The sequence below is a fragment of the Thiohalobacter sp. COW1 genome (genome assembly GCF_016629505.1).
GTDB classification, from domain to species: Bacteria; Pseudomonadota; Gammaproteobacteria; order Thiohalobacterales; family Thiohalobacteraceae; genus Thiohalobacter; species Thiohalobacter thiocyanaticus_A.
The window spans coordinates 451,272-476,498 of sequence record NZ_AP024239.1 but is presented as its reverse complement, the minus strand read 5'-3'; the positions used below and the strand labels follow the sequence as shown (position 1 = coordinate 476,498).

The window sequence follows — 25,227 nt, the reverse complement described above, 5'->3', positions numbered from 1 at the left end:
ACGCTTGCAGGGCATGGTAACAGCCCGGCCCGGCCCGGCCAACTGACAGGAAATCTTACAGTTTCAGCAGTTCGCTGTGCTGCTCGATGAATTCGCGGATGAAGTGCTGCGGCCGCGCGCTGCTGAAGCGGGCCTTCTCTTCGCCACGCTCGAACAGGATCAGGGTGGGAAAGCCGCGCACCCGGTAGTGGCCGGCCAGCTTCATGTTCTCGCCCTCGTCCACCTCCACCTTGGCCAGCCAGACCGCGCCGCCGAACCCGGCGATCACCCGCTCCAGCACCGGCGCGATCACCAGGCAGGGCGAACACCACTCGGCCCAGAGATCGACCAGGATCGGGCGTTCGTGCGAGGGGCTGAGCACCCGCGCCTCGAAATCGTCGTAATCGACATTGTAGATAGGGGTATCCCGCCGCTTGTCGTGCACTGTGCGCTCCGCTTGCCTTACTTGCCGTCGATGTAGAGCCGGTCATCAAAGGAACAGACCCAGGCCGGGCGCAGCGCGACCAGCATGGTCATGAGCATGCCGCTCATCAGCGCCTCGGAGAAGAAGATCAGCGGGAAGTAGGCCAGGTACTGGTGCCCCAGCCAGCCGAACTCGTGCAGACCCAGCCCCCACAGCAGCAGGGTGCCGCTGAGCGCGGCCAGCACGATGGACAGACCGCCGGCGAGAAAGGCATTGATGTAGACATAGATGAAGAAATTGTGCGGCAGCCGACGCCGGGCCAGGTCCAGCAGCAGCTGGGTGAACATGATCGGCAACAGGCCCATGAGCAGGACATTGAGCGCGAAGGTCTCGAAACCGGCATTGCCGTTCAGGGTGGTGCCCAGGGCCACCAGCGACACCCCGATGAAGGCATAGGCCCAGCCCACCATCAGGGTCAGCACGGTCACCCCCAGCAGGTGGAAGTTCAGCGCCGGGTGGATGCCGGCCTTGATGCTCCACAGCAGCAGCATGGTCACGCAGGCGGCGAAGTATACATGGGTGAAGCCGTTGTCGCGCAGCCGCCGGCGCGGCAGCACATACAGGGCCAGCGCCAGCACCGGAATATAGATCAGGGCGCTCAGCCACAGCAGCCAGTCGGGCAGGAGTTGGGCGGGAAAGTCCATGGTCGCATTCAGATAGTTGATTTCACACTTCACGCATGGATGCGTCGAGACAGCCTCAACAACACAGCGTCACTCCCGCGCAGGCGGGAATCCACAAGCCGCCACGGCAACTGGATCCCCGCCTGCGCGGGGATGACAGTACAGTTCGGTGTTGTTGCCAATATTTCCAACCGCTGAGTCATTATAGCCCGGGCAGCCCCAGCACCGCACGGGCGTTGGCACTGGTGGCGCGGGCGGCGTCCTCCGGCGTGATGCCGCGCACCCCGGCCAGGGCGGCCAGGCAGTCGGGCAGGTATTCGGGGCTGTTGCGCTCGCCCCGGTGGGCGGCCACGGTCAGGTCCGGCGCATCGGTCTCCAGCACGATGGACTCCAGCGGCAGGGCCGCGGCCAGTTCGCGCAGTTTGCGGGAGCGCTCGAAGGTCAGCATGCCGCCGAAACCGAAACAGAAGCCCAGGTCGCGGTACTGCTGTGCCTGCTGCAGGCTGCCGTTGAAGGCGTGGGCGATGCCGCCCGGCACCCGGATGCGCTTGAGTGACTGCAGCACCTGATCGTGCGCCTTGCGCACATGCAGGATCACCGGCAGACCGGCATCCCGGGCGATGACCAGCTGCGCTTCGAACAGTTGCTGCTGGCGGTCGCGGTCCAGTTCGCGCAGCTGGAAATCCAGACCGATCTCGCCCACGGCCACCGGCGCTGTCTCGGCGAGCAGCCGTTCCAGCCGGTCGAGGTCGGCATCGCGATGACGCGCCAGATAGACCGGATGCAGGCCCAGGGCGTAATGCACGCCGGGGCTGTTCTGCGCCAGTTCGATCAGCGGCAGCCATTCTTCGGCATGGATGCCGGGATTGACGAGGGTGGTCACGCCGGCCGCCTGTGCACGCCTGAGGACGGCTTCCCGATCGGAATCGAACTCCGGCACATCGAGGTGGCAGTGGGTGTCGATGAGTTCCATCAAGCAGATTCCATCGGTGCGGCGGCTCTGGATCCCGGCCTGCGCCGGGATGACGGAAAAAAACGGGCGGCGGGCCAGCCGCTACAAAACCGGATCCCGGTGTTCCGGCGGCAGCTGCAGATAGAAGCCCTGGCGGCGCAGGTGCTCGCGCACCTGTTCGGGGTCGGCCCGGGCCAGGGTGCGTTCGGGGTGCAGCTCCAGGGTCATGACCTGTTCCAGGTTGCCGAGCAGCTGCAGCAGCGAGTCGGGCACGCGGGAGAAATCGCCCTCACATTCGACATAGAGATAGGTGTCGGCCTTGCGGTCGCCCTTGTAGATGACGCATTGCATAGGAGTCGGTCGCGGCTGCGGAAAACAGCCTGATTATACCCCGGGACGGCCTGCAGGCCGACGCGGCCGGTGCAGGGCGAGGCAAATCATAAGCGGATGCAAATAGACTGGGGCGAAGCTATAATCCAGCGTTTATTAGTGCAACAAGCATATTGCACATTGCAACAATTTGGCCGTAAGGGAAGAAGAATGCCGGGCATCACAATAAGAATCAGTTACTTCACTATCCTGTTTGGTCTTGGCGCAGCCCTGTTCGGAGGCGCCGCCGGCGCCACCGAAGCGGCGGGCCTCAGTCCGGAACTGGAGGCCGCGAGTGCTGCCGGGAGCGCCTCGGCCCTGCCCTGGTGGGGCTGGGTGATCCTGCTGTTCGTCACCACCTTTCTCATGGGCATCGTCGCGGTGCTGGGGGGCGTGGGCGGCGGCGTGCTGTTCGTGCCCATCGTCGGCGGCTTCTTCCCCTTCGGTATGGACTTCGTCCGCGGCGCCGGCCTGATGGTCGCGCTGGCCGGGGCCCTGGTCGCGGGGCCGGGGCTGCTGCGCTCGGGCATGGCCAGCCTGCGCCTGGCCATGCCGCTGGCGCTGATCGCCTCGGCCTCGGCCATCGTCGGGGCCATGATCGGTCTGGCCCTGCCGGCCAACGTGGTCAACCTGGCGCTGGGCATCATCATCCTGGGCATCGTCGCCCTGATGTGGATGGCGAAGAAATCCGAATTCCCCGAGGTACCCCGGGCCGACAACCTGTCCAGCGCGCTGCATATCACCGGCATCTATCACGATGCCGCCGCCGGCAAGGACATCAACTGGAAGGTCCACCGCACCGCCACCGGGCTGTCGCTGTTCGTGGCCATCGGCATCATGGCCGGCATGTTCGGTCTCGGCGCCGGCTGGGCCAACATCCCGGTGCTCAACCTGCTGATGGGCGCACCGCTCAAGGTGTCGGTCGCCAGTTCCAAGTTCATGCTCTCGATCGTCGACACTTCCGCTGCCTGGGTCTATCTGAACCAGGGGGCCATCCTGGCCATCATCACCGTACCTTCCATCATCGGCATCATGCTCGGATCGCTGCTGGGGGTGCGCCTGCTGAAGAAGGTCAACGCCTCGCTGGTGCGCAAGATCGTCATCGTCATGCTGCTGGTGGCCGGCTCACGCGCCCTGCTCAAGGGCCTGGGCATCTGACCAAGGAGACACACGTCATGGCACACACCGAACACGGCTCCGACTACGCCTCCCGCGAACAGATCGTTTATGCCGGGCTGCTCGATGCGGGCATGAAGCTCGGCTTCGTGCTGCTGGTGGTGACCTTCATGCTCTATGTCTTCGGCGTGATCACCCCGCATGTGCCGCTGGAGGAGATCACGCACTACTGGTCGATGCGCGCCCCCGACTACCTGGCCGCGGCCGACGTGCCGATCGGCTGGGGCTGGTTGGGACTGGCCGGCACGGGCGATTTCCTCAACTTCGTGCCGATCGCCTTCCTGTCGGCCGTCACCATTATCTGCTACATCCGGGTACTGCCGATCCTGCAGGCCAACGGCGACCGGCCCTATGTCGTGATCGCCGCGCTCGAGATCCTGGTGCTGGTGCTGGCCGCCTCCGGCATCCTGGCCGCCGGCCACTGACGCGACTTGGAGAACACCTGATGACAGAGCTTTCGCCCCTGGGGCGCTTCGAGCAGCTGCTGCTGGCCACCGACGGTTCGGAATATTCCGACGGCGCCGTGCGCCTGGCCCTGGAACTGGCCGCCAGATGCGGCGCCGCCCTGACCGTGATGACCGTGGTCATCTCCAACCCCGAGTACGACGCCCTGGCCCCGCAGCTGGCGGAAGCGGCGGGACAGGAGGCCAGGGACATCATGGACAGGGTCCGGGATCAGGCCAGGGCCGCCGGGGTGGAGGTCGAAACCGTGATCCGGCACGGCCAGGAACCGGTGGCGGAGATCCTCCAGCAGAGCGAGGACATGCAGGCCGATCTGCTGATCATGGGCCGCCGCGGCCGCCGCGGCCTGGCGCGGATGATGGTCGGAGACGCCACCGGCCGGATCTGCGGCATGGCCAGCTGCAGCGTTCTGGTCGCCCCCCGGGCGGCGCAGATGCCGCGCAGCCGCATCCTGGTGGCGACCGACGGCTCGCGCTATTCCGATGCCGCCGCCTACGCCGCCGGCCGGCTGGCCCGGCTGTGCGAACTGCCGCTCACGGTGGTGTCGGCGACCCTGCCGAGCCACAGTGAGGCGCGCCAGGCCGAGGCGCAGGAGGCCGCCCAACGCACCCTGCAGGCCTATCTCGATGACGGCCTGGAGGCCGAGGCGCGGGTGGATGCAGGCGACCGTCCGGAGACGGCCATCGTGCAGGCCGCCGCCAGCACCGGGGCCGATCTGATCGTGGTCGGCAGCCATGGCCGCAGCGGCCTGCAGAAGGTACTGCTGGGGTCGGTCTCGGAGCGGGTCATCGGCGCCGCGCCGGGGCCGGTGCTGGTGGTCAGGGCGGGCTGAGCGCGCCGCCTCTACTCCTGCGCCTCGTAGCGCTTGAGTTTGCGCCACAGGGAGACGCGATCGATGCCCAGGATGCGGGCGGCCCGGGTCTGGTTGCCGCCCACTTCCTGCAACACCCACTGGATGTAGTCGCGCTCCTGTTCCTCCAGCGACGGGATGCGTCCGTCCTTGCGCCGGAAGGTGCGGATGGACAGGTTGCGCAGATGCTCGGGCAGATGCCCGGTATCGATGGCATGCCCGGTGGCCAGGGCCACGCCGCGTTCGATGATGTTCTCCAGTTCGCGCACATTGCCGGGAAAATCGTAGGCCGTCAGCAGCGCCATCGCCTCGGGCGTGATCTCGTCCACCGTCTTGTGCATCAGTGCCGCGTGCCTGGCCAGGAAATGCTGGGCCAGCAGCGGGATGTCATCCCGGCGCTCGGCCAGCGCCGGCAGATGCAGATTGACCACGTTGAGCCGGAAGTACAGGTCCTGGCGGAAGGCACCGCTGTCCAGCGCCGCCTCGATATCGCGATTGGTGGCCGCGATGAAACGCACATCCACCGGCACCGGCGTGGTCGACCCCAGCGGCAGCACCTCCCGCTCCTGCACCGCGCGCAGCAGCTTGACCTGCATGGCCGGCGACATCTCGGTGATCTCATCCAGAAACAGGGTGCCGCCCGAGGCGGCCTCGAGCAGACCGCGCTTGTCCGCGGCCGCCCCGGTGAAGGCGCCCTTGAGATGGCCGAACAGTTCGTTCGCCAGCAACTCTTCATTGAAGGCGCCGCAGTTGAACGCGACAAAGGCACCATCGCGACGCGTGCTGTGGGCATGGAGATAGCGGGCGAACAGTTCCTTGCCGGTACCGGATTCGCCGGTGAGGAGCACGTTGCAATCGGTGGGCGCGACCTGCCGCGCCGTCTCCAGCAGCGACTGCATGCGCCCGTCCTGGGTCAGGATGCGGACCCGGCCCCGGTAGCGCTCCACCTGCTCGCGCAGACTGCGGTTCTCGCGCTTGAGCTGGATCTTCTCCATCGCCTCGGCCACCACCTTGCGCACTTCGTCCAGGCGGAACGGCTTGGCGATGTAGTAAAAGGCCCCCTGCTTCATGGTCTCGACCGCCGAGTCCAGCGTGGCATAGCCGGTGATCATCACCACTTCGGTATCGGGGCAGGTCTCGCGGCACTTCTTCAGGATCTGCATGCCGTCGACCTTTTCCATGCGCAGGTCGGTCAGCACCACATCGAAGGGCTGACGCTCCAGCAGCGCCAGCGCCCGACTCCCGCTCTGGGTGGCGGTGACCGCGTAGCCCGCCTTGGCCATGACGTGTTCCAGGTTCTTCAGCGCGATCTTCTCGTCATCGACGATCAGCAGCCTGCCCTCGCTCATGCCTCCCCCTCCCCGGCCGGCAGCCGGATGAAAAAGGCCGTACCCCGGCCGGGTACGCTTTCCACGGCAATGCAGCCGCCGTGTTCCTCGATGATCTCGAACACGATGAACAGCCCCAGTCCCGAACCCTGCCCCACGTCCCGGGTAGTGAAGAAGGGGTCGAAGATGCGCGGCAGGATATCGGCCGCAATGCCCGGGCCGTCGTCACGGATCTCGATCTCCACTGCCTCGCCCTGGCCCCGGCAGCGGCCGAAGGCGAGAAAATGCGGGCCGTCACCGCCCGCCCAGGCGTGCTCCTGCACCCGCCGGGCGCTGATATGCAGTGTGCCGCGGTTCTCCATCACCTCCAGCGCATTGCGGATCAGGTTGATGAAGGCCTGCTGCAGCCGCTGCTTGTCACCGTGCAGTTGCAGACCGGCCGGCAGATCCAGGTGGATGTTGACCCGGCTCGATACCTGGCCCCGCACCAGACGCAGCGTCTCCTCGATCAGTTCGGCCAGCGGCAGCGCCTGCCTGCGGAAGGGGACATCGCGCGCATAATCGAGCAGCGTGCGGACGATGTGCCGCGCGCGCAGCGTCTGCTCATCGATCTGGCCCAGCAGCTCACGCCGATAGTCCGGGTCGAGCTCGTCTCCCTCCTCGGTCAGAATTTGGCAGGATGATGAGATGTTAGACAACGGATTGTTCAGTTCATGCGCCACACCCGAGAGCAGCGTGCCCAGCGAGGCCAGCTTCTCCGCCCGCACCAGCTGGCGCTGGCGCAGTTCCAGTTCGCCCATGACATGATTGAAGGCCTGGGTCAGGGAGACGATCTCGCGGTGCGGGGAGGCCATGTCCAGCCGCGCCAGGCGGCCCTCGGCCACGGCCTCGATCCCGGCCTCCAGGCGCATGAGCGGGCGCGTCACGCGCCGCGACAGGAACTGACCGATGGCCACGGCCAGCAGCACCAGCAATGCCAGCGAGCCGAGCAGCAGCAGACGGTGGCGGTCCAGCGAGGCGCGCAGAAAACGCCGTTCCTCCTGGGCCAGGGCCTCAGCCGTGTCCACGATCTCGCGTCCGGTGAGGCGGATGGCCTGCTCCAGTTGCGTCCGCTCCGCCGCTGCGCCTTCCGCCAGTTCGGCGTAGCGCTGCATCTGGCCGGCATAGTCGGCCAGCGCCGTCTGCAGCGACTGCAGCCGGGCGGTGCTGGTGAAGGCCTCGAAGGCGGATTGGTGGAGCTCGAGCGTGCGCCGGGCCCGGTGCGCATACGCCAGCGCCTCGGTGATGTCCGCGGGCTGGTGATAGAGAAAGGCATTCTTCTCGAAGCGGCGGATTTCGAGCGCGAAGCCGAAGAACTCAGTGACATGCTCGCCGGCCATGACCCTGTCGCCGATCAGGCGCAGTTCCAGGATCGCCAGCAGCGACACCCCGACCAGCAGGGTGGCGAGCGCGTAGTAGCCCAGGGTGACCGTTTTGCGCAGCGAGGTCATGATCCGGAATGATAGCGGAAATTGCAGTTTGCAACACCTGTTACACAGCGTAACAGTCGTGAAAACAGCAAACTGCAGCCTCATCTGAGTAAAGGCCGGCCAGATCGTTACAATATGCAGCAGTCATGGACACTGCCTGCCCGCTGCAGGAATCCGGGTTTTCCTTTAAAAACAAGGTACTGCTGACCATTCCGGGGGTTGGCAGGGATTCTGCATCAGTCTATCAGGCTTTTCTAATTAACTGCAGGACCCCGGCCATGATCAAACGCCTGACCACCCGACTCGAACAGCTGCTGACCGCCGCCGCCTTTGCCGAGGCCGGCGAGACCGAGTTCGCGCGCCAGCTTCTCTGATTCCTTTCTGGTCTCGCCTCCTTTAAAGGGGTCGGTGACAAATGAAAATGATTGCGTTTTGTCACCGACCCCTTTCAGAGGGTCATCACCGACCCCTTTCAGAGGGTCAAGCCGGATCATTTCGGACCGGGCTGCCGCCTCGGCGCTGACCTCAACTGCGGCTCGCACCCGCCCAGCCGCGCCAGACGCCGGGCGCTCTCGCGCTCGATCAGCGCGCACAGCCCTTCCCTTACCAGGGCGGCGTTTTCGGTAATGCCGGTGATACGCTGCGCTGCGTCCAGCAGCTGATCATCGATATTCAGGGTCATACGCATGACCGCACCTCATCCTGTCGATATACATCAAACAACCCGTCATATGACGCCAATTGCCGTAGTCCTGCGGCTGCCGACCGGACCGTCAGGCCGCGGCATTGTTTAGCGAGTGCAGCTTCTCCAGCGTATCCGGGTACTGACGAACCATCAGGATCAGAGCCGCCGCCTGGGCATTGGGCCTGGCGCGGCCTTGTTCCCAATTTTCGAGGGTTCGGGTCGACACACGCAGATGGCGGGCGAACACCGCACGGGACACATGCAGTTTTTCGCGCGTCTCCCGAATGGTGGCAGGGTCGATCTCAAGCGGGGGCAATGCTTCAACCTCGTGGGTACGCAGCGTGATCTTGCCCTCGCGCTGCGAGCGCATGGCATCCACCCCTTCCATCAATTCATCAAACAGCTTGCGTTTCCTGCTCATCGCTTTCGCCTCCTGGCGGCCAACTCCTGTTGAATCGCCTGTTTAAGCAGTCGTTTTTCCTCGGCACTTAAATCCACCGCCTCGTCCTTGTCATACAGCGCAAAGAACCAGATCTGACCATCGTCGGTGAGATAGTAATAAATCACCCGCAAACCGCCCCGCTTTCCCTTGCCCCGGCGTGCATCCTGCCAGCGCAACTTGCGGAACCCGCCCGTCCCGGGAATCACATCACCGAGTTCCGGATTTTCCAGTAACGCGGCTTGCAGATCCCGATAGGCCTCATCCGTGAGGTAGTCCGCCAGTAACCGAGTAAATGGCGGCGCTTCCACAAACACCAGTTTCATGGAATCGAGTATACGTTATTTGCGTATAGTTTCAATCGAGGATTGAACTGTTCAGACAAATATTTGTTTTTGGATATCATTTCGTTCCGCTCATCGGCCGCCAGTGGTCTTCATACAACTGGATCTGGTGTGCAGTATCCACCCCTATCAACACAAAGTTGCGGATCAGATCCACCTGGTGCTCAACTCGCGTCCGGTGGAGTTCATGCTCTCGAAGATGTGCTGCGGATTACCCTGGTCCCGGCTCAACGAAATATCCACGATGATGCGCGTCGCGGTGGTCAGCCGCTGCCGCCCGTCGATCACCAGCAACGGCGACGGGCTGGAAACCTCATTCAGCCCCCTGTCGATATAGACATCGACCCGATGATGTCGGCGCTGATGCGCCCACTGCGCCCGGCGCGCAGAATATCGTCCCACAACGACCGGCACTGCAACTCGGTCCAGGACCAGGTACGCTGGTAAATGGAAATGACGAACTGGAGTGACTTTTTCAGGAAATCGAGGCGTTTGGCTTCGGCGGCTTTCATGGGGTCAGCGGCTGAAGCGTCTCGCATACTTCCCCGGAGATATCCGACGAACCATAAAAAAGGCCTGGAGCTTTGCACTCCAGGCCTTTTGCCTTTACTGGCGTCCCCTAGGGGAGGCTATGGTTTCCCTGTGGTGACCACCGTGGTGGAGATTGCGCTACCAATGCCTCGCAGCCGCCGTCCCTGGTGATTGACTCCCCATCGGACAAGGATTACGCTTTACGAATACCGAATCGATGAGATATTCGTATGACATCAGTAACCATTTCAGAGAAATATCAAATCGTTATTCCAAAGGCCGCGCGCCAGGCGCTACACCTCAAGCCGGGAGAGAAGATTGAGGTGCTGATTTATGACGGGCGGCTCGAATTCATTCCCGTTCGGGACCTCAAAACTGCCCGGGGATTCTTGAAGGGGATCGATACCGACGTGCCGCGCGATAAGGACCGGGTATGAACGTGGTGGACTCATCGGGATGGCTCGAATATTTCGCCGATGCCCCCAATGCCGATTTCTTCTCAACCCCGGTTCTCGATACAGAGAAACTGCTGGTGCCTTCCATCAGCCTGCTGGAGGTCTTCAAGCGCGTCTGCCAGCAGCGGGATGAAAATGCCGCCTTGTCTGCCATCGCGTTGATGCGTCAGGGTGAGATCATTGATCTCGACGGCGATCTTGCCTTAACCGCGGCGAAACTGGGTATGGATCATAAACTGCCGCTGGCCGATTCCGTGATACTCGCCTGCGCCCGTGCTCATAATGCCACGCTGTGGACGCAGGACGCGGACTTCGAAGGACTGAAGCAGGTGAAATATATCCCGAAACGGAGTTGAACAACCCGCAGATATATTCGCTATACAAGAAAGGCCCGGGATCAGAACCCCGGGCCTTTGATCGTAATGGCGTCCCCTAGGGGAGTCGAACCCCTGTCGCCGCCGTGAAAGGGCGGTGTCCTAGGCCTCTAGACGAAGGGGACGGAACTTGGTGGCGCTAGTTGCCGTCTGCCGGCCGGTGCAGCTGGGTGATGACGATCCCCGTCAGCAGTCCGGCAAAGCCGAGTGGAACCAGGGTCAGCAGCCGTACGGCGTTACTGTCGGCATCCATGAACAGGGCGGTGAAGCCTCCGATCAGTCCGACCGCGACCAGTACGGCACCCAGCCAGGCCAGGAAGCGACCGAATCGGTGCATGAAACCACTCGTGGTATTTGGTGGAGCTAGGCGGGATCGAACCGCCGACCTCCTGCATGCCATGCAGGCGCTCTCCCAGCTGAGCTATAGCCCCGAAAACGAAGCGCGAACTTTACGCCAGCGGTGGCAGGGTGTCAATACTGGGGCGCTCGCAAACCGGCAACTGTACCGAATGGCACTTACTTTAGCTGCGTCATCCCCGCGAAGGCGGGGATCCAGCATTTGTTTGCCCTCCCAGGCCCTGGATTCCCGCCTTCGCGGGAATGACGGAGAGAGTGAAGTCCGGCTTATGTAAGTGCCATTCGGAGCTGTACAGGCATTTTCCCCTCTCCCCGGTGGGAAGAGGGACTTTCGCGGGATCAGTCGTTGTCGGCCCCGGAGGGGAGGCTGGGCACCTCCGGCTCGGGTTCGTCCCTGTGCTGGCCGAAGGCCTGGCGGATGGCGACGAACTCGGCCAGCCGTTCCTGGATAGCGCGGTTCACACTGCCCTCGGCGAACAGGCCGTTGTCATCGGCCGTGCCGGCAGGCAGGCCGGTGAGCAGTTCCAGGGCGGCATCCACATGCGCGACCGGATAGACGGCGAACTCGCCGCGTTCGGCCGCGGCCACCACCTCGGGCTTGAGCATCAGGTGCGCCACGTTGCTGGCCGGGATGATCACGCCCTGGCGCCCGGTCAGGCCGCGGGCCTGGCACAGGTCGAAGAAGCCCTCGATCTTCTCGTTCACGGCGCCGATGGCCTGGACGTTGCCGTACTGGTCCACCGAGCCGGTCAGGGCCAGGTCCTGACGCAGGCCGAGCCGGGCCAGCGAGGACAGCAGTGCGCACAGTTCGGCCAGGGAGGCGCTGTCGCCCTCGATGCCGGCGTAGGACTGCTCGAAGGCCAGGCTGGCGGTCAGCGACAGCGGCTGGTCCGGCAGAAAGCGCATGCCCACATAGCTGGACAGGATGAACACGCCCTTGGAATGGATCGGCCCGCTCATCTCGACCTCGCGTTCGATGTTCACCACCTCGCCCTCGCCCAGGCGGGTCACCGCGGTGATGCGCACCGGCAGGCTGAAACGGAAGTTGCCCGGCTCCAGCACGGTCAGGCCGTTGACCTGGCCCACCTGGCTGCCCTCGGTATCGATATGCACCACGCCCTTGCGGATCTCCTCCAGCATGCGGTCGCGCAGCCGGTCCACGCGCTCGATGCGGGCAGTGAACGCGGTACGCACATCCTCGGCGCTGACGGTGTCGGCGTTGCGCCGGGCGGTGAAGTAGGCGGCCTCCTGCATCAGATCGGCGATGCTGCGCATGTGCATGGACAGGCGCGCGTGATCGGCGGCCTCGCGCGCACTGTAATCGATCATCGCCGCCACCGCTTCGCGATCGAGCGGCCGCAGCTGGTGCTTGCGCGCCAGGGTGGCGATCAGCCGCGCGAACAACTCAAAGTTCTCCGGGCTGCGCTCGATGTCGTCCTCGAAATCGGCCGCGACCTTGAACAGCTCCCCGAAGTCGGGATCGTATTCATACAGCAGGTAGTACAGCAGCCGGTCGCCCAGCAGCACGATCTTGAGATTCACCGGCACCGGTTCGGGCTCCAGCGAGACGGTGCTGATCAGGTTCAGGGACTGCCCGAGGGATTCGATCTTCAGTTCATGGGTCTCCAGCACCCGTTTGAGGGTCTCCCAGGCGAAGGGCTGCAGCAGCAGCCGGCGGGCGTCGATCACGAGATAGCCGCCGTTGGCCCGGTGCAGATCGCCGGCACGGATGAGGGTGAAGTCCGTCATCAGCGCGCCCATCTGGGCCACATGCTCGATGCGCCCGAACAGCTGGCCATAGGTGGGATTGTCGGCATAGACCACCGGCGCGCCCTGCCCCTCCTCGTGCTCGACCAGCAGGTTCACGCCATAGCGCTTGAGCGGCCCGTGCATGAACTCCTCGGGCGTCATGCCCCCGTCCTCCTGGCGCAGGAACAGGCCGACGTTCTCGATCACGTCCTGCTCGACTGCGTCCAGGTGGGCCTGGATGGCGGGGAAGCTCTTGTAGGTATTGCGGATGGAATCGATGTAGCCGCCCACGGCCTGGCGGGTGAACTCGTAATTGAGCTGGCGCAGGCGTTCACGCCGCTCGCGCCGCCATTGCGGCAGTGTGCTCTGCAGCAGGTCCTGCAGTTCCTGTTCCAGTCGCCGGATGATGCGCTCGATGCGCTGCTGCTCGTCCCGGGGCAGCTTGGAAAAGCCCTCGGCATCGAGGATCCTGTCCTCGTAGATCGGCGCGAAGGTGAACTCGCCCGGGCGCTGGATCAGCTTGACCTGCTGCGACTCGCTGCGCGCGGCGAATTCGCGCATGGCGCGCTGCTCACGCTGATCGAACTCGTCCTCGATGCGCTTGAGCGCATGCTGGTACTCCTCGCTCTCGAAGGCCGAGGGCAGGGCCCCGCGCAACTCCTCGAGCAGGTGCAGCATCTCGCGACGAAAGCGCGCGCCCATGCCGGCCGGCAGCCGGATCAGGTGCGGCTGGTAGCTGTCGGTGAAATTGTTGACGTAGCAGATGTCCTGCGGATCCGGCGCGGCAGCGGCCGCTTCGCGCAGGAAATTGTGCACGGCCGTCTGCTTGCCCACGCCGGGCGGGCCCAGCACGAACAGGTTGTAGCCATGGTTGTCGATGCCCACGCCGAAGCGGATCGCCTCCAGCGCCCGCGTCTGACCGACCATGCCGCTGAGCGGCTCCAGGTCGTCCGTGGTGTGGAAGTCGAACTGCTGCGGATCACACAGGGCACACAGCTGCGCGGCGGGCAGGGGCGTCGGGCTTGTCGTCATGGCGGGTCCGTAGCATTGGGTGAACTGCCTATGCTAGCAAATCCTGCGCCCGCGGCCGAAGTCCGGATCGCGCCGGCTTGAGTTGGGTCAGGCCCGGCCGCATCCGTGGCCGCGGGCGCAGCGGCGCGCCTATACTTGAAACGATGACAGACACCGCCCTGAATCAGGCCCGGGCCCGGCTGCTGCGCGAGATCGAGCAGGAGTTCGCCTATACCGGCGCAATGACCGGCTGCCCGCAGCTGGACCCGCGGGTGCGGGCCGCGCTGGAGGCGGTGCCGCGCGAACATTTCATCCCCGCCCACCTGCGCCACCAGGCCTACGGCAACCACCCGCTGCCGATCGGCGACGGCCAGACCATTTCCCAGCCCTACATCGTCGCCCTGATGAGTCAGTGCCTGGCCCTGACGCCGCACTCCCGGGTGCTGGAGATCGGCACCGGCTCCGGCTACCAGGCCGCCATCCTGGCCCGGCTGGCCGCGCAGGTGTACAGCGTGGAGACGGTCGCCGCGCTCGGCCGCCTGGCACAGGAGCGACTGCAGGCGCTCGGCCTGGACAATGTGCACACCCGCATCGGCAACGGCCGTCTGGGCTGGCCGGAGGCCGCGCCCTTCGACGGCGTCATGATCACCGCCGCCTGCGAGCGCGTGCCGCCTGCCCTGCTGGAACAGCTGGCCCCGGCGGGACGCCTGATTGCGCCGATAGGCGGGACCTTCAGCCAGGAACTGATGCTCTATCGGAAGGCCGCCGATGGCCGGATCAGCAGCGAGGACCTGCTGCCGGTGATGTTCGTGCCGCTGGTCGACCGGGATGGCGGCGAACCGCAGGGGGCGGCTGCCGATGACTGACAGCAGCACTGTCGACGCCGCCTGGGAACATTTCCAGCATGGCGCCGACATCGGCATCCGCGGCATCGGCGCCACCCCGGCCGCGGCCTTCAGCATGGCGGGGCTCGCCCTGACCGCCGTGATCACCCGGCCCGAAACCGTACAGCCCAGGCAGTCACTCACCCTCGCCTGCCAGGCCCCGGACCTGGATTTTCTGTTCCTGGACTGGATCAACGCCCTGGTCTATGCCATGGCCACCGAAGGGCTGCTGTTCGCCCGCTACGAGGTCGCCATCGACAACGGCAGGCTGCAGGCCACGGCCTGGGGCGAGCCGGTGGACCGGACCCGGCATCAGCCCGCGGTGGAGGTCAAGGGCGCGACCCTGACCGCGCTGGAGGTGCGGCAGCTTGCCGACGGCCGCTGGCTGGCGCAGTGCGTGGTGGATGTCTAGGCTTGGTCAGTAAGATGCGCATGAACCAGTAGGGGAAAAATTCCAGTGACCCCGTGTCCCCACGTCATTGCGAGCGTAGCGTGGCAATCCCGTAACGCATATCCTGCCTGTTAAAGATTGCCGCGGCGCTACGCGCCTCGCAATGACGAAGAATGTGAATGGCTCAAGAGAAACCGACGCCATGGACCCCGACCGCTTCACCCAACTCGACGTCACCACCTGGCAGATCCCGCAGCAGGGCAACATGCGGGTGCCGGGCATTCTGTATGCCGACCGGCAGCTCATCAGCGACATGGACGACAAGGTCTGGGAACAGCTGGCCAATGTCGCCGCCCTGCCCGGCATCGTGCAGGCCGCCTACGCCATGCCGGACGCCCACTGGGGCTACGGCTTTCCCATCGGCGGCGTGGCCGCCTTCGACCCCGACCTGGGCGGCGTGGTCTCGGCCGGCGGCGTGGGCTTCGACATCTCCTGCGGCGTGCGCACCCTGACTACCGGCCTGAGCGTGGACGAACTGCAGCCGCACCGCGAGACCCTGGCCGACTTCCTGCTCTACCGCATCCCCGCCGGCGTGGGCAGCACCGGCCGCATCCGGCTCAGGGACGCGGAGATGACCGCCATGCTGGAAGGCGGCGCCGACTGGGCGGTACGCCAGGGCTACGGCCGGCGCGAGGACCTGGAGCGGATCGAGGAACACGGCCGCATGGCCGGCGCCGTGCCCGAGGCCGTCTCCGAGCGTGCCCGCAAGCGCCAGCGCGACGAGATGGGCACCCTGGGCTCGGGCAATCACTACCTGGAAGTGCAGGCGGTGAGCGAGATCTACGACCCCGAGGCGGCCACGGCCTTCGGGCTGCAGCCTGATGCCGTGGTGGTCAGCATTCACTGCGGCTCCCGCGGCCTGGGCCACCAGATCGGCACCGAGTTCCTGCGTGAAATGGCCTTGAGCGCCCAGCAGTATCACATCAGCCTGCCCGACCGGGAACTGGCCTGCGCCCCGCTGAACTCGCCGCTGGGGGAACGCTATCTGGGCGCGATGCGCGCCGGCATCAACTGCGCCCTGGCCAACCGTCAGATCCTCACCCATCTCACCCGCGATGTTTTCGCACACGTGCTGCCCGAGGCCGATCTGCAGCTGATCTATGACGTCTCCCACAACACCTGCAAGGAGGAGACGCATACGGTCGACGGTGAGAAGCGCCGGCTGTTCGTCCACCGCAAGGGCGCGACCCGGGCGCTGGGTCCCGGTCACGCCGACTTGCCGGAGATGTTCATGAACAGCGGCCAGCCGGTGCTGATCGGCGGCTCCATGGGCACCGCCTCCTATGTACTGGCCGGCATGGCGACCAGCGAGGAAAAGTCCTTCGCCTCTGCCTGCCACGGCGCCGGCCGCGCCATGAGCCGGCACCAGGCCACCAGACGCTGGCGCGGCGAGGACCTGATCGACGAGCTGGCCGGCCGGGGGATCATCATTCGCAGCCACTCCTACCGCGGCGTGGCCGAGGAGGCCCCGGGCGCCTACAAGGATGTCAGCGCCGTGGTCGAGGCCGCCGAGCAGGCCGGCCTGGCACGCAAGGTGGCACGGCTGCGGCCGCTGGTCTGCATTAAAGGATGAAAGATCAAGAGCGCCACGGAATACACGGAAGGCACGGACAACATATGTTGTGTTAGGTGGATGAATGAAATTTTCATCGTCATTCCCGCCTTCGCGGAAATGACGGGTAACGGTAACGGGTGATTGGCCGTTTTATTACAATATGATTTTGTCCGTGTTTTCCGTGTATTCCGTGGCGCTCTTTACAAAGGTGATACATGCCCTCCGACAACGAACAGATCGCGGAAATCTTCGACGAGATCGCCGACCTGCTGGAGATCGAGGGCGACAACCCCTTCCGCATCCGCGCCTACCGCAACGCCGCCCGCAATCTGCGCGCCCTGAACAAGGACGTGCGCCGGATGCGCGATGCCGGCGAGGACCTGACCGACTTTCCCGGCATCGGCAAGGACCTGGCCGCCAAGATCGAGGAGATACTGGACACCGGCCGCTGCCGCGCCCTGGACAAGCTGCGCAGGAAGGTGCCGCCCGATCTGGGCGAGTTGCTGCGCCTGCCCGGCATCGGCCCGAAGCGGGTGCATGCCCTGTACCACGAGCTCGACATCCAGAACCTGGAGCAGCTGCAGCGCGCCGCCCGTGATGGCGAGATCCGCGAGTTGTCGGGCTTCGGCCCCAAGACCGAGGCGCGCCTCATGGAGGCGGTGGAAAAGCACCGCGACAGTGAACGCCGCTTCAAGCTGGCCGAGGCGGCGCGCTACGCCGAGCCGCTGACGGCCTGGCTGGAGGACGGCAAGGACATCGAGCAGGTGGTCATCGCCGGCAGCTACCGGCGGGCGAAGGAGACGGTCGGCGATCTGGATATCCTGGTGATCGCCCGCGACGGCAGGCAGGCCATCCAGCACTTCACCCGCTATGAGGAGGTCGACACCGTCGTCTCCAGCGGCAGCACCCGCGCCACCGTCATCCTGAACAACGGCCTGCAGGTGGACCTGCGGGTGGTGCCCAGGGTCAGCTACGGCGCGGCCCTGTACTACTTCACCGGCAGCAAGGCGCACAATATCGCCGTGCGCCGCATCGCCCAGAAGAAGGGTTGGAAGATCAACGAATACGGCCTGTACGAGGGCGACAAACGCATCGCCGGTGAAACCGAGGCCAGTCTGTTCAAGCAGCTGGGGCTGGCGTATATCGAGCCCGAACTGCGCGAGAACCGCGGCGAGATCGAGGCCGCGCGCGAGGATAAATTACCGAAGCTGATCAAACTCACCGACCTGCGCGGCGACCTGCACTGTCACACCCGCGCCAGCGACGGTCAGGGCTCACTCAGGGCCATGGCCGAGGCCGCACGCGACCGGGGTCTGGACTACCTGGCGATCACCGAGCACTCGAAGCACCTCGCCGTCGCCCATGGCCTGGACAGCGATCGGCTGCTGAAACAGGTCGACGCCATCGCCGAACTGAACGACAGCCTCGACGGCATCACCCTGCTCAGCGGCATCGAGGTGGACATCCTGGAGGACGGCAGCCTGGACCTGCCGGATGAGGTACTGGACAGACTGGATCTGGTGATCGGTGCCGTGCACAGCCAGTTCAACCTCAGCCGGAAACAACAGACCGAGCGCATCCTGCGCGCCATGGACAGCCCGCACTTCACCCTGCTGGCCCATCCCAGCGGCCGGCTGATCGACAAACGCGAACCCTACGCCGTGGACATGGAACGCATCATCCACCAGGCCGCCCAGCGCGGCTGCTATCTGGAACTCAACGCCAACCCGGACCGGCTGGATCTGCTCGACAGCCACTGCCGGCTGGCGAAGGAGGAAGGCGTGCTGGTGAGCATCAACTCGGACGCGCACAGCCCGGCGGCCTTCGAGCACCTGCGCTTCGGCATCGGCCAGGCCCGGCGCGGCTGGCTGGAGAAGGACGACGTGCTCAACACCCGGTCATTGACCGCATTGCGCAAGCTGCTCAAACAAACCAGACAGTAGGATGGGTGCAGGCGCCCCGGCGCCGTAACCCATCATGCCCCGGACGCGACGATGGGTTGCGCTGCGCTCCACCCATCCTACGACTGCGTTATATCGTCCGTGCCTTCCGTGTATTCCGTGGCGCTCCTGAACCTCAGCCCGCATCCTCGAAATCGATGCTGATGCGGTCGCCCGCCACGGGGCGGAAATGGGTGTCGGCATAGGCCTGGTGATCGGGGTGGTGCCTGTAGCTGTCCACCACCTCGGCATGGGCGAAACGCACCACCCAGCAGTGGCGGTATTTCGCGTCCTCGGCCAGGGCGTGGCCGGTGAACACCCGCCGCACACCGGGAATCTGCCCCAGGGTGTCGCGGCCGATGGCCATCAGTTCATCGACCTGCTGGGCATCGGCACCCTCGGTGTTGTACACGATCACGTGCTCGACCTCCTGCCAGGGGGCGGCCTCGGCCAGCACCGCCTCGGCGCGGCCGGCGCTGCCCCACAGCCGGATGCAGCGCTCGACCTCCTCCTGGATGGCCGCGGCCGCCCCCTTGACCAGACCGGTGTAGCCGCAGCCACTGTCGGCATCGGCATTGGCGCGGATGCGGCGGGCGGCGGCATCGGACAGGGCAGTGTAATAATTGATCTTGGTCACACCGTTCTCGATCAGGGCAGTGAACTGGGCGTCGCTCAGCCCGGTGCCGCCGTGGATCACCAGGGGGATGCCCAGGGCCTGATTGATCCGGCCCAGACGCTCGATGTCCAGCTGCGGCTCGCCGCGCATGCGGCCGTGCACGGTGCCGATGGACACGGCCAGGAAGTCCACCCCGCTGCGCTCGACGTATTCGCTGGCCTCCTCCACCGAGGTGTAGATCACCTCGCCCGGGTGGCGCTCGGCGTCCTCGCCTTCCACCCCGGCGACATAGCCCAGTTCGCCCTCCACCGGCACCCCGCAACCGTGCGCCATGTCGACGATCCGGCGGGTATAGTTGACGTTGTCCTCGAACGGCTGGGTGGAGGCATCCACCATGACGCCGTTGCAGCCCAGGCGGATGCCGGCAATGGCGCTCTCCAGCGAGGCGCCGTGATCCAGATGGATGGCCACGGGCACGTTGGCGCGCCGCGCCGCGGCCTCGACCGCGGGCATGATGATCTCGAAGTCGAAATACTCGAAGTGGGATTCGGCCAGGCTCAGGATCACCGGGGCCTCGCAGCGCTCGGCCCCGTCGAGGATCCCCTGCAGAAAGTCCAGGCTGACCAGGTCGAAGGCACCGACGGCATAGCCGTTGCGGTGGGCATGCACGAGCATGTCTTTCATGTTCACCAGGGCCATGGAGGCACCCTCCTGTAGCGGCTTGACGGAAAACTCAGTCCGCTATTCTGCCCCAGGTGAACGATCAGAATAAATAAATATCCGAGATATGGGCCATAAGCTTTAACTTATGGAATGGATAAGTCACCATCATTACATAGATTGCGGTTACTATAACCGCCATCGTCATCCCCGCGCAGGCGGGGATCCAGATACCACGCGGTCACTGGATTCCCGCCTGCGCGGGAATGACTGGAAGCTTATCCTTACAGTAGTGCCTGGACGTGCTCACGCACCTCTTCGGCGCCATGCTGCACCAGATTCTTGTGCAGGGTCTCGGCTACGGTAGCCGCTACGCCCTGTGCGAGTACATCCCGCAGTACGCCGAGGAACTTCGGCGGTGCGACCAGCACCAGCCGGTCATAGGCCTTGTCGTTCAGACCCTGCTCCAGCCTGGCGGCGATCTCGCGGGCGAACTTCTGCATCTCCTCGACATGCGCCGATGTGGACTCGTCCAGCACATGCGGTCCACTGCCGGCCGTACCGCTGTCATGGCCGGGCCGGTCGCTCACCAGATCACGTTCATGCAGCCGGCCTTCCGGATGCACCAGGTCCTCGCGCTCGACCAGATCCGCCCCCGCGTTCGCGGCCTCGTAGATCTTCGCCCGGCTGCTCTCGGCCACCACTATCCAGGTTCGACTCATGCTCCTGCCCTCCCGTCTTTGTTCCCTGCTCCAGATGGCACTTGGTTAACCGTCATTGCGATGCCCTGACCCGAAGGGATTCTATGAGAAAGCGCGGCAATCTCGTACTGCAGACCAGGTATTGGGAGATTGCCGCGTCACTTCGTTCCGCGCAATGACGGAAGAATGCAGGCTAACCAAGCAACACCCTCCCTTCATCCCTTTATAGAACAGGCCGGCGCCGGCCGTCATGATCTGGATCAGCTAACGTCGTGGGTATCGATGTATTCCAGCGCCCGGTCGATGCGCGCAAGGGTACGCTCGCGGCCGAGCAGGTAGAGGGTGACATCGATGGGCGGCGAGACCGGCCCGCCGGAGACGGCCACGCGCAGCGGCTGGGCCACCTTGCCCAGCTTCAGGTCCAGCGCCTCGCCCACTTCGCTCACTGCCTGATGGATCGTCTCCTGCTCCCAGGGTTCCAGCGCCGCCAGGCGCTGACGCAGTTGCGCCAGCGGCTCCCGGGCCTCGGCCTTGAGGTTCTTCTTCGCCGCCTTCTCGTCGTAACCCTCGATGTCGCGGTAGAAGAAGACGCTGTTTTGCGCCATTTCCACCAGGGTCCGGGCCCGTTCCTGCTGGGCCACCACCACCTCGCTCAGTTCCGGCGCCGGCGCCGGGTCCACATCCAGCTTGCTGAAGTGATAACTCAGGTGGCGCGCCACGTGCTGCGGCTCGCTGCTCTTGATGTAGTGCTGATTCAGCCACAGCAGCTTGTCCGGATTGAAGCTGGAGGCGGCCTTGTTGATGTCGGGAATGTCGAACAGTTCGATCATCTCCTCCACGGAAAAGATCTCCTGGTCGCCGTGGGACCAGCCCAGACGCACCAGGTAGTTGATCAGCGCCTCGGGCAGGTAGCCCTCTTCCCGGTACTGCATCACGCTCACCGCGCCATGGCGCTTGGACAGACGCTTGCCGTCGTGACCCAGGATCATGGGCACATGGGCATAGACCGGCGGCTCCACCCCGAGCGCGCGCAGGATGTTGATCTGGCGCGGCGTGTTGTTCAGGTGATCGTCGCCGCGGATAACATGGGTGATATCCATGTCGGAGTCATCCACCACCACGGTCAGATTGTAGGTCGGCGAGCCGTCGGTGCGGGCGATGATGAGATCGTCCAGTTCGCTGTTGTTGAACACCACCCGGCCGCGGATCAGGTCATCGACCACCACCTGGCCATCCTGCGGGTTGCGGAAACGGATCACATGGGGCGCATCCGGCGACGGCGGCGCGGCGAGCTCGCGGCAATGACCGTCGTAGCGCGGCTTCTCCTTGCGCGCCATCTGCTCTTCACGCAGCTTCTCCAGGCGCTCCTTGCTGCAATAACATTTATAGGCGTGGCCGGATTCCAGAAGCTGATCGACAATGACCTTGTAACGGTCGAAGCGCTCGGTCTGGTAGAAGGGCCCCTCGTCGTACTCCAGCCCCAGCCAGGTCATCCCCTCGAGAATGGCGTTGACCGACTCGCGGGTGGAGCGCTCGAGGTCGGTATCCTCGATGCGCAGCACGAAGCTGCCGCCGTGCTTGCGGGCGTAGAGCCAGGAAAACAGCGCCGTGCGGGCGCCGCCGATGTGCAGATAGCCGGTCGGGCTGGGGGCGAAACGGGTACGTACGGTCATGGATATCCCACCCAGTGAGGTAAGCAGGCGCGCATTCTAGCAAATCGCGCCCGGACGGCGCGATGCCGGGACGCCACGGCCGGATGCGCAGCATCCGGCCGGAATACAGAGGCTTAGTCAGTCACGGGACGGAACACGGGATGGTCGCGGCTGGTGCAGTTGATTTTATATCCCTGACTCCGCTACTATTTGCCGCCATCCCGGGCGGTTAGCTCAGCGGGAGAGCACTGCCTTCACACGGCAGGGGTCACTGGTTCAATCCCAGTACCGCCCACCATGAAATCAAGGACTTGGCCGGAACCGGTCAGGTCCTTTTCTATTTCTGCCCCCGGTCTGCGCGTTGCAATCCCGGCCGGTTCCATGCTGAACTTGGCCGCATCCCCATCCGGTTGATTTTGCAGGGACTGACATGGAAGCGGAACTCAGGGAAATCCGTGATCACTTCGCCCAGTATCCCCCCTTTGACAACCTGAGCGATGGATTGCTCGACCAGGTGGCCGGCTCAGTCGAGATCAGCTACTTCAAGGCCGGCACCACCATCCTCGAGCGCGACGCGCCGACCCATGCGCTTTATTACATTCGCAGCGGTGCCGTCGAGGTCTATCTGCACAACGGCCAACTGTACAACCAGCTGGGCGAGGGCGACATCTTCGGCCAGTTCGGACTGTTGCGTAATCATCGTGCGCGCTTTCCGGTCAAGGCCATCGAGGACACCCTGCTGTACCTGATTCCCGAACCCGTGTTCGAGCACCTGTGCGAAGAGGACGAGAACTTCGCGGACTTCGTCGAACTCACGGGCTCCCGTCTGAAGAGCACGGTGGAACAGAGGCTGCGCGACAACGACATGATCGCCACGCGCGTGCGCCGGCTCATCACCCGCATGCCGGTCATGATCGAGGAATCCGCCTCCGTGCAGGACGCCGCACGGCTGATGACCGAACATGACGTCTCCTCGGTCCTGGTGCTGGCACCGGGCAACGATGAGGATTCCGACCGGGTATTCACCGATACCGAAAACCGGCAATGGCGCCTGGCCGGCATGGTGACGGACAAGGATCTGCGCGTGCGCGTTCTCGCCGAAGGCGCCCCGGCCCGGACCCCGCTGTCAGACATCACCCATGGCCGGCTGATCACGGTCCAGTCCGATGAATCGGTGAATGAAGCGATGCTGGTGATGCTGCGCAACAATATCCAGCGCCTTCCCATCCTGCACCGGCGGCGCCCGGTGGGCGTGGTGCACCTGTCCGATATCGTGCGCTACGAGACCAACAACAGCGCCTACCTGGTCAGCAACATCTTCAACCGGAGTTCGGTCAACGCCCTGGCGCGCCTTACCCCGGAGATCCGGGCCGCCTTCGTGCGGCTGGTGGATGAAGGCGCGACCTCGCAGATGATCGGCATCGCCATGTCGAGTGTGGGCCGCAGCCTGATGCGGCGCCTGATCGAACTCGCCGAGACCGAACTCGGGGAGCCACCCATTCCCTACTGCTTCATGGTGCATGGCTCGCTGGCGCGCAATGACCAGTCCATCACCACCGATCAGGACAATGCGATGGTGCTGCACGACTCCTTCAATCCGGAGCAGCACGATGCCTATTTCAGGGAACTCGCCCAACGCGTCAGCGACGGACTCGATGCCTGCGGCTACCCCTACTGCAAGGGCGGGATCATGGCCACCAACGAGCAGTGGCGCCAGCCGCTGTCACAGTGGAAGCGCTACTTCGAGACCTGGATCGCCAAACCCGACCCGCAACGACTACTGCACAGTTCGATCTTCTTCGATCTGGATGCCGTGTATGGCGAGGAGCGTTTCGTCGAGGAACTCCAGGATCTGATTGCCACCCGCGCCCAGGCCAGTCCGCTGTTCCTCGCCGCGCTGGCGCGCAACGCACTCAGCCGCACCCCGCCGCTGGGACTGTTCCGCACCTTCGTGCTGGAACAGGACGGCAAGCACAACAATTCCATCAACATCAAGCGCCGGGGCGTGGCACCGATGAACGACGTGATCCGGGTACATGCGCTGGGTGTGGGCTCACGCTCCCAGAACTGCTTTGAACGGCTCGATGACATCGAACAGGCCGGTGCCCTGCCCTCCGGGCAGACTGAGAAGCTGCGCTATGCACTGGAGTTTCTTTCCAGCGTACGCCTGCGCCACCAGGCCCATGAGATCAAGCACGAGCACCCGCCCGACAATTCCATCGATCCGGAGCAGGTCTCGGATGTCGACCGCCACAATCTCAAGGAGGCTTTCCAGGTACTGAGCAACGCCCAGAAGTTTCTGCGCTTCCGCTATCCCAGTCCCGGGCGGTGATCGCCATGTCGGATGACGCCCGGGGTCAGGGCGAAGCACCGAGTTGGCCCGAGTATTTCGCCCGCCAGACACAGGCCTGCAGAACCCCTGCGCTCAAACGCTTTTACGCTGCCGGACTACCGGCTGCAGATACCCCGATCGCCAACGCCTCCCTGCTGGCACTGGATTTCGAGACCACCGGACTGGATCCCCATCGGCACGCCATCGTCAGCATCGGCATGGTGCCGTTCAATCTGCGCAGCATCCGCCCGGCCGCAGGGCGCTACTGGGTCATCAAGCCGCAGCGGCCGTTGCGGGAGGAATCCATCGCCTTCCATCGCATTACGCACTCGGAAGTCGAGCACGCCCCGCCCTTCGAGGCCGTGCTCGACGACATTCTGGCCAGCCTTGCCGGACATCTGGTGGTCGTGCATTACCGCAACATCGAACGCCCGTTCCTGGATGCCGCAGTGATGGCCGCACTCGGCGAACACTGCCTGTTCCCGCTCATCGATACCATGGCGCTCGAGGCCCGGCACGAACGCATCGACCGATGGCGGCGCCTCAAACGCTTCCTCGGCGTTCAGCCCACCTCCATCCGCCTGGCCGACAGCCGCGAACGCTATGGTCTGCCGGCCTACTCCTCCCATCATGCCAAGGTGGATGCGATGGCCACGGCCGAACTGTTCCAGGCCCAGATCGCGCGCCACTACTCGCCGGACACGCCGGTCTCCGAACTCTGGCTGTAGCCCCTGACAACCGGAGGGACATGAAAAAGGCGGCCGCGGCCGCCTTTTTTCACCGGGTCAGGAATACCCGC

General features: G+C 64.6%; 25 protein-coding genes, 3 tRNA genes and 1 pseudogene. 12 read left to right on the top strand and 17 right to left on the bottom strand.

Annotated features, from left to right (window positions below; all coding sequences use genetic code 11):
- Nucleotides 1–55: 55 nt before the first annotated feature.
- From COW1_RS02155 to COW1_RS02140, 4 genes are all read right to left on the bottom strand, one after another.
- A complete protein-coding gene (locus tag COW1_RS02155; RefSeq protein ID WP_096366666.1) occupies nucleotides 56–424 on the bottom strand; it encodes a co-chaperone YbbN in 369 nt (122 codons plus the stop codon).
- A gap of 17 nt (nucleotides 425–441) precedes the next feature.
- Entirely contained in the window at nucleotides 442–1,140 is a 699-nt protein-coding gene (locus tag COW1_RS02150) for an energy-coupling factor ABC transporter permease (protein WP_096366667.1), read from the bottom strand.
- Between the two features lie 148 nt (nucleotides 1,141–1,288).
- On the bottom strand, nucleotides 1,289–2,059 hold the full coding sequence (locus COW1_RS02145) for a TatD family hydrolase (protein WP_201345279.1): 771 nt from the start codon (nucleotides 2,057–2,059) through the stop codon (nucleotides 1,289–1,291).
- Nucleotides 2,060–2,140: 81 nt separating this feature from the next.
- Nucleotides 2,141–2,389, bottom strand: a complete 249-nt coding sequence (locus COW1_RS02140; RefSeq protein ID WP_201345278.1) for a YcgL domain-containing protein — start codon at nucleotides 2,387–2,389, stop codon at nucleotides 2,141–2,143.
- 189 nt (nucleotides 2,390–2,578) lie between these two features.
- Here COW1_RS02140 and COW1_RS02135 point away from each other — a divergent pair, with 189 nt between their 5' ends.
- From COW1_RS02135 to COW1_RS02125, 3 genes are read left to right on the top strand one after another with little or no spacing between them, the layout of a single operon-like run.
- A complete protein-coding gene (locus COW1_RS02135; RefSeq protein ID WP_201345277.1) occupies nucleotides 2,579–3,565 on the top strand; it encodes a sulfite exporter TauE/SafE family protein in 987 nt (328 codons plus the stop codon).
- 17 nt (nucleotides 3,566–3,582) lie between these two features.
- Entirely contained in the window at nucleotides 3,583–4,008 is a 426-nt protein-coding gene (locus COW1_RS02130; RefSeq protein WP_096366671.1) for a hypothetical protein, read from the top strand.
- 20 nt (nucleotides 4,009–4,028) lie between these two features.
- Complete coding sequence (locus COW1_RS02125) at nucleotides 4,029–4,877, top strand: universal stress protein (RefSeq protein WP_096366672.1); 849 nt, start codon at nucleotides 4,029–4,031, stop codon at nucleotides 4,875–4,877.
- An 11-nt stretch (nucleotides 4,878–4,888) separates the two neighbouring features.
- On the opposite strand, the gene COW1_RS02120 is transcribed toward COW1_RS02125, so the two are convergent.
- The 6 genes and pseudogenes from COW1_RS02120 to COW1_RS17220 form a co-directional block, all read right to left on the bottom strand.
- Complete coding sequence (locus COW1_RS02120) at nucleotides 4,889–6,244, bottom strand: sigma-54 dependent transcriptional regulator (protein WP_201345276.1); 1,356 nt, start codon at nucleotides 6,242–6,244, stop codon at nucleotides 4,889–4,891.
- Nucleotides 6,241–7,713: a sensor histidine kinase gene (locus COW1_RS02115; protein ID WP_201345275.1), complete on the bottom strand. Its 1,473-nt coding sequence runs from the start codon at nucleotides 7,711–7,713 to the stop codon at nucleotides 6,241–6,243. Before COW1_RS02115 ends, COW1_RS02120 begins: the two co-directional genes overlap by 4 nt.
- 469 nt (nucleotides 7,714–8,182) lie before the next feature.
- On the bottom strand, nucleotides 8,183–8,380 hold the full coding sequence (locus tag COW1_RS02110; protein ID WP_096366675.1) for a type II toxin-antitoxin system VapB family antitoxin: 198 nt from the start codon (nucleotides 8,378–8,380) through the stop codon (nucleotides 8,183–8,185).
- Between the two features lie 85 nt (nucleotides 8,381–8,465).
- Nucleotides 8,466–8,798 carry a DNA-binding transcriptional regulator gene (locus tag COW1_RS02105; protein WP_096366676.1) on the bottom strand — a complete coding sequence of 111 codons (333 nt, stop codon included), beginning with the start codon at nucleotides 8,796–8,798 and terminating at the stop codon, nucleotides 8,466–8,468.
- Complete coding sequence (locus COW1_RS02100) at nucleotides 8,795–9,142, bottom strand: type II toxin-antitoxin system RelE/ParE family toxin (protein ID WP_242466476.1); 348 nt, start codon at nucleotides 9,140–9,142, stop codon at nucleotides 8,795–8,797. The genes COW1_RS02105 and COW1_RS02100 overlap by 4 nt, the downstream gene beginning before the upstream one ends.
- Nucleotides 9,143–9,233: 91 nt before the next feature.
- Nucleotides 9,234–9,672: pseudogene (locus tag COW1_RS17220) on the bottom strand (DUF262 domain-containing protein); the annotation flags it as partial.
- Nucleotides 9,673–9,921: 249 nt separating this feature from the next.
- On the opposite strand from COW1_RS17220, the gene COW1_RS02090 reads away from it, so the two are divergent.
- Together COW1_RS02090 and COW1_RS02085 are read left to right on the top strand one after the other, a co-directional pair.
- Nucleotides 9,922–10,128, top strand: coding sequence for an AbrB/MazE/SpoVT family DNA-binding domain-containing protein (locus tag COW1_RS02090; protein ID WP_201345273.1), 207 nt, complete (start codon nucleotides 9,922–9,924; stop codon nucleotides 10,126–10,128).
- Complete coding sequence (locus COW1_RS02085) at nucleotides 10,125–10,502, top strand: type II toxin-antitoxin system VapC family toxin (protein WP_201345272.1); 378 nt, start codon at nucleotides 10,125–10,127, stop codon at nucleotides 10,500–10,502. The genes COW1_RS02090 and COW1_RS02085 overlap by 4 nt, the downstream gene beginning before the upstream one ends.
- 67 nt (nucleotides 10,503–10,569) lie before the next feature.
- Here the strand turns inward: COW1_RS02085 and COW1_RS02080 are convergent.
- From COW1_RS02080 to COW1_RS02065, 4 genes are all read right to left on the bottom strand, one after another.
- A tRNA-Glu gene (locus tag COW1_RS02080) sits at nucleotides 10,570–10,645 on the bottom strand.
- A gap of 14 nt (nucleotides 10,646–10,659) precedes the next feature.
- The gene (locus COW1_RS02075; RefSeq protein ID WP_096366694.1) at nucleotides 10,660–10,857 is read right to left on the bottom strand and encodes a hypothetical protein; all 198 of its coding nucleotides are present in this window, start codon (nucleotides 10,855–10,857) and stop codon (nucleotides 10,660–10,662) included.
- A gap of 18 nt (nucleotides 10,858–10,875) precedes the next feature.
- A tRNA-Ala gene (locus COW1_RS02070) sits at nucleotides 10,876–10,951 on the bottom strand.
- 265 nt (nucleotides 10,952–11,216) lie between these two features.
- Complete coding sequence (locus COW1_RS02065) at nucleotides 11,217–13,658, bottom strand: Lon protease family protein (protein ID WP_096366695.1); 2,442 nt, start codon at nucleotides 13,656–13,658, stop codon at nucleotides 11,217–11,219.
- Nucleotides 13,659–13,801: 143 nt separating this feature from the next.
- On the opposite strand from COW1_RS02065, the gene COW1_RS02060 reads away from it, so the two are divergent.
- The 4 genes from COW1_RS02060 (at nucleotide 13,802) to polX (ending at nucleotide 18,470) form a co-directional block, all read left to right on the top strand.
- On the top strand, nucleotides 13,802–14,503 hold the full coding sequence (locus tag COW1_RS02060) for a protein-L-isoaspartate(D-aspartate) O-methyltransferase (RefSeq protein ID WP_096366696.1): 702 nt from the start codon (nucleotides 13,802–13,804) through the stop codon (nucleotides 14,501–14,503).
- Nucleotides 14,496–14,933, top strand: coding sequence for an archease (locus tag COW1_RS02055; protein ID WP_201345271.1), 438 nt, complete (start codon nucleotides 14,496–14,498; stop codon nucleotides 14,931–14,933). Before COW1_RS02060 ends, COW1_RS02055 begins: the two co-directional genes overlap by 8 nt.
- 181 nt (nucleotides 14,934–15,114) lie before the next feature.
- Nucleotides 15,115–16,545 carry an RtcB family protein gene (locus tag COW1_RS02050; RefSeq protein ID WP_201346005.1) on the top strand — a complete coding sequence of 477 codons (1,431 nt, stop codon included), beginning with the start codon at nucleotides 15,115–15,117 and terminating at the stop codon, nucleotides 16,543–16,545.
- 197 nt (nucleotides 16,546–16,742) lie between these two features.
- Nucleotides 16,743–18,470, top strand: coding sequence for a DNA polymerase/3'-5' exonuclease PolX (gene polX, locus COW1_RS02045; protein ID WP_201345270.1), 1,728 nt, complete (start codon nucleotides 16,743–16,745; stop codon nucleotides 18,468–18,470).
- A 133-nt stretch (nucleotides 18,471–18,603) separates the two neighbouring features.
- On the opposite strand, the gene COW1_RS02040 is transcribed toward polX, so the two are convergent.
- The 3 genes from COW1_RS02040 to gltX all read right to left on the bottom strand — a co-directional run bounded on the left by COW1_RS02040 (nucleotide 18,604) and on the right by gltX (nucleotide 22,117).
- Entirely contained in the window at nucleotides 18,604–19,782 is a 1,179-nt protein-coding gene (locus COW1_RS02040; RefSeq protein WP_096366700.1) for a ketose-bisphosphate aldolase, read from the bottom strand.
- A gap of 245 nt (nucleotides 19,783–20,027) precedes the next feature.
- On the bottom strand, nucleotides 20,028–20,465 hold the full coding sequence (locus COW1_RS02035; RefSeq protein ID WP_096366701.1) for a host attachment protein: 438 nt from the start codon (nucleotides 20,463–20,465) through the stop codon (nucleotides 20,028–20,030).
- A gap of 239 nt (nucleotides 20,466–20,704) precedes the next feature.
- The gene (gltX, locus tag COW1_RS02030) at nucleotides 20,705–22,117 is read right to left on the bottom strand and encodes a glutamate--tRNA ligase (protein WP_201345269.1); all 1,413 of its coding nucleotides are present in this window, start codon (nucleotides 22,115–22,117) and stop codon (nucleotides 20,705–20,707) included.
- Nucleotides 22,118–22,319: 202 nt separating this feature from the next.
- On the opposite strand from gltX, the gene COW1_RS02025 reads away from it, so the two are divergent.
- The 3 genes from COW1_RS02025 (at nucleotide 22,320) to COW1_RS02015 (ending at nucleotide 25,156) form a co-directional block, all read left to right on the top strand.
- Nucleotides 22,320–22,394, top strand: a tRNA-Val gene (locus COW1_RS02025).
- Between the two features lie 132 nt (nucleotides 22,395–22,526).
- The gene (locus tag COW1_RS02020; protein WP_201345268.1) at nucleotides 22,527–24,428 is read left to right on the top strand and encodes a DUF294 nucleotidyltransferase-like domain-containing protein; all 1,902 of its coding nucleotides are present in this window, start codon (nucleotides 22,527–22,529) and stop codon (nucleotides 24,426–24,428) included.
- A 5-nt stretch (nucleotides 24,429–24,433) separates the two neighbouring features.
- Nucleotides 24,434–25,156: a 3'-5' exonuclease gene (locus COW1_RS02015; RefSeq protein ID WP_096367594.1), complete on the top strand. Its 723-nt coding sequence runs from the start codon at nucleotides 24,434–24,436 to the stop codon at nucleotides 25,154–25,156.
- The last annotated feature ends 71 nt before the right edge of the window (nucleotides 25,157–25,227 follow it).

What these genes read in the sequence shown, in the direction of transcription:
- COW1_RS02130 (WP_096366671.1), top strand. Translation starts at nt 3,583, where the DNA reads ATGGCACACACCGAACACGGCTCCGACTACGCCTCCCGCGAACAGATC.
- polX (WP_201345270.1), top strand. Translation starts at nt 16,743, where the DNA reads ATGCCCTCCGACAACGAACAGATCGCGGAAATCTTCGACGAGATCGCC.
- gltX (WP_201345269.1), bottom strand. Translation starts at nt 22,117, where the DNA reads ATGACCGTACGTACCCGTTTCGCCCCCAGCCCGACCGGCTATCTGCAC.
- COW1_RS02140 (WP_201345278.1), bottom strand. Translation starts at nt 2,389, where the DNA reads ATGCAATGCGTCATCTACAAGGGCGACCGCAAGGCCGACACCTATCTC.
- COW1_RS02060 (WP_096366696.1), top strand. Translation starts at nt 13,802, where the DNA reads ATGACAGACACCGCCCTGAATCAGGCCCGGGCCCGGCTGCTGCGCGAG.
- COW1_RS02020 (WP_201345268.1), top strand. Translation starts at nt 22,527, where the DNA reads ATGGAAGCGGAACTCAGGGAAATCCGTGATCACTTCGCCCAGTATCCC.
- COW1_RS02145 (WP_201345279.1), bottom strand. Translation starts at nt 2,059, where the DNA reads ATGGAACTCATCGACACCCACTGCCACCTCGATGTGCCGGAGTTCGAT.
- COW1_RS02065 (WP_096366695.1), bottom strand. Translation starts at nt 13,658, where the DNA reads ATGACGACAAGCCCGACGCCCCTGCCCGCCGCGCAGCTGTGTGCCCTG.
- COW1_RS02125 (WP_096366672.1), top strand. Translation starts at nt 4,029, where the DNA reads ATGACAGAGCTTTCGCCCCTGGGGCGCTTCGAGCAGCTGCTGCTGGCC.
- COW1_RS02100 (WP_242466476.1), bottom strand. Translation starts at nt 9,142, where the DNA reads ATGAAACTGGTGTTTGTGGAAGCGCCGCCATTTACTCGGTTACTGGCG.
- COW1_RS02120 (WP_201345276.1), bottom strand. Translation starts at nt 6,244, where the DNA reads ATGAGCGAGGGCAGGCTGCTGATCGTCGATGACGAGAAGATCGCGCTG.
- COW1_RS02040 (WP_096366700.1), bottom strand. Translation starts at nt 19,782, where the DNA reads ATGGCCCTGGTGAACATGAAAGACATGCTCGTGCATGCCCACCGCAAC.
- COW1_RS02055 (WP_201345271.1), top strand. Translation starts at nt 14,496, where the DNA reads ATGACTGACAGCAGCACTGTCGACGCCGCCTGGGAACATTTCCAGCAT.
- COW1_RS02110 (WP_096366675.1), bottom strand. Translation starts at nt 8,380, where the DNA reads ATGCGTATGACCCTGAATATCGATGATCAGCTGCTGGACGCAGCGCAG.
- COW1_RS02115 (WP_201345275.1), bottom strand. Translation starts at nt 7,713, where the DNA reads ATGACCTCGCTGCGCAAAACGGTCACCCTGGGCTACTACGCGCTCGCC.
- COW1_RS02015 (WP_096367594.1), top strand. Translation starts at nt 24,434, where the DNA reads ATGTCGGATGACGCCCGGGGTCAGGGCGAAGCACCGAGTTGGCCCGAG.
- COW1_RS02075 (WP_096366694.1), bottom strand. Translation starts at nt 10,857, where the DNA reads ATGCACCGATTCGGTCGCTTCCTGGCCTGGCTGGGTGCCGTACTGGTC.
- COW1_RS02035 (WP_096366701.1), bottom strand. Translation starts at nt 20,465, where the DNA reads ATGAGTCGAACCTGGATAGTGGTGGCCGAGAGCAGCCGGGCGAAGATC.
- COW1_RS02090 (WP_201345273.1), top strand. Translation starts at nt 9,922, where the DNA reads ATGACATCAGTAACCATTTCAGAGAAATATCAAATCGTTATTCCAAAG.
- COW1_RS02085 (WP_201345272.1), top strand. Translation starts at nt 10,125, where the DNA reads ATGAACGTGGTGGACTCATCGGGATGGCTCGAATATTTCGCCGATGCC.
- COW1_RS02105 (WP_096366676.1), bottom strand. Translation starts at nt 8,798, where the DNA reads ATGAGCAGGAAACGCAAGCTGTTTGATGAATTGATGGAAGGGGTGGAT.
- COW1_RS02135 (WP_201345277.1), top strand. Translation starts at nt 2,579, where the DNA reads ATGCCGGGCATCACAATAAGAATCAGTTACTTCACTATCCTGTTTGGT.
- COW1_RS02050 (WP_201346005.1), top strand. Translation starts at nt 15,115, where the DNA reads ATGGACCCCGACCGCTTCACCCAACTCGACGTCACCACCTGGCAGATC.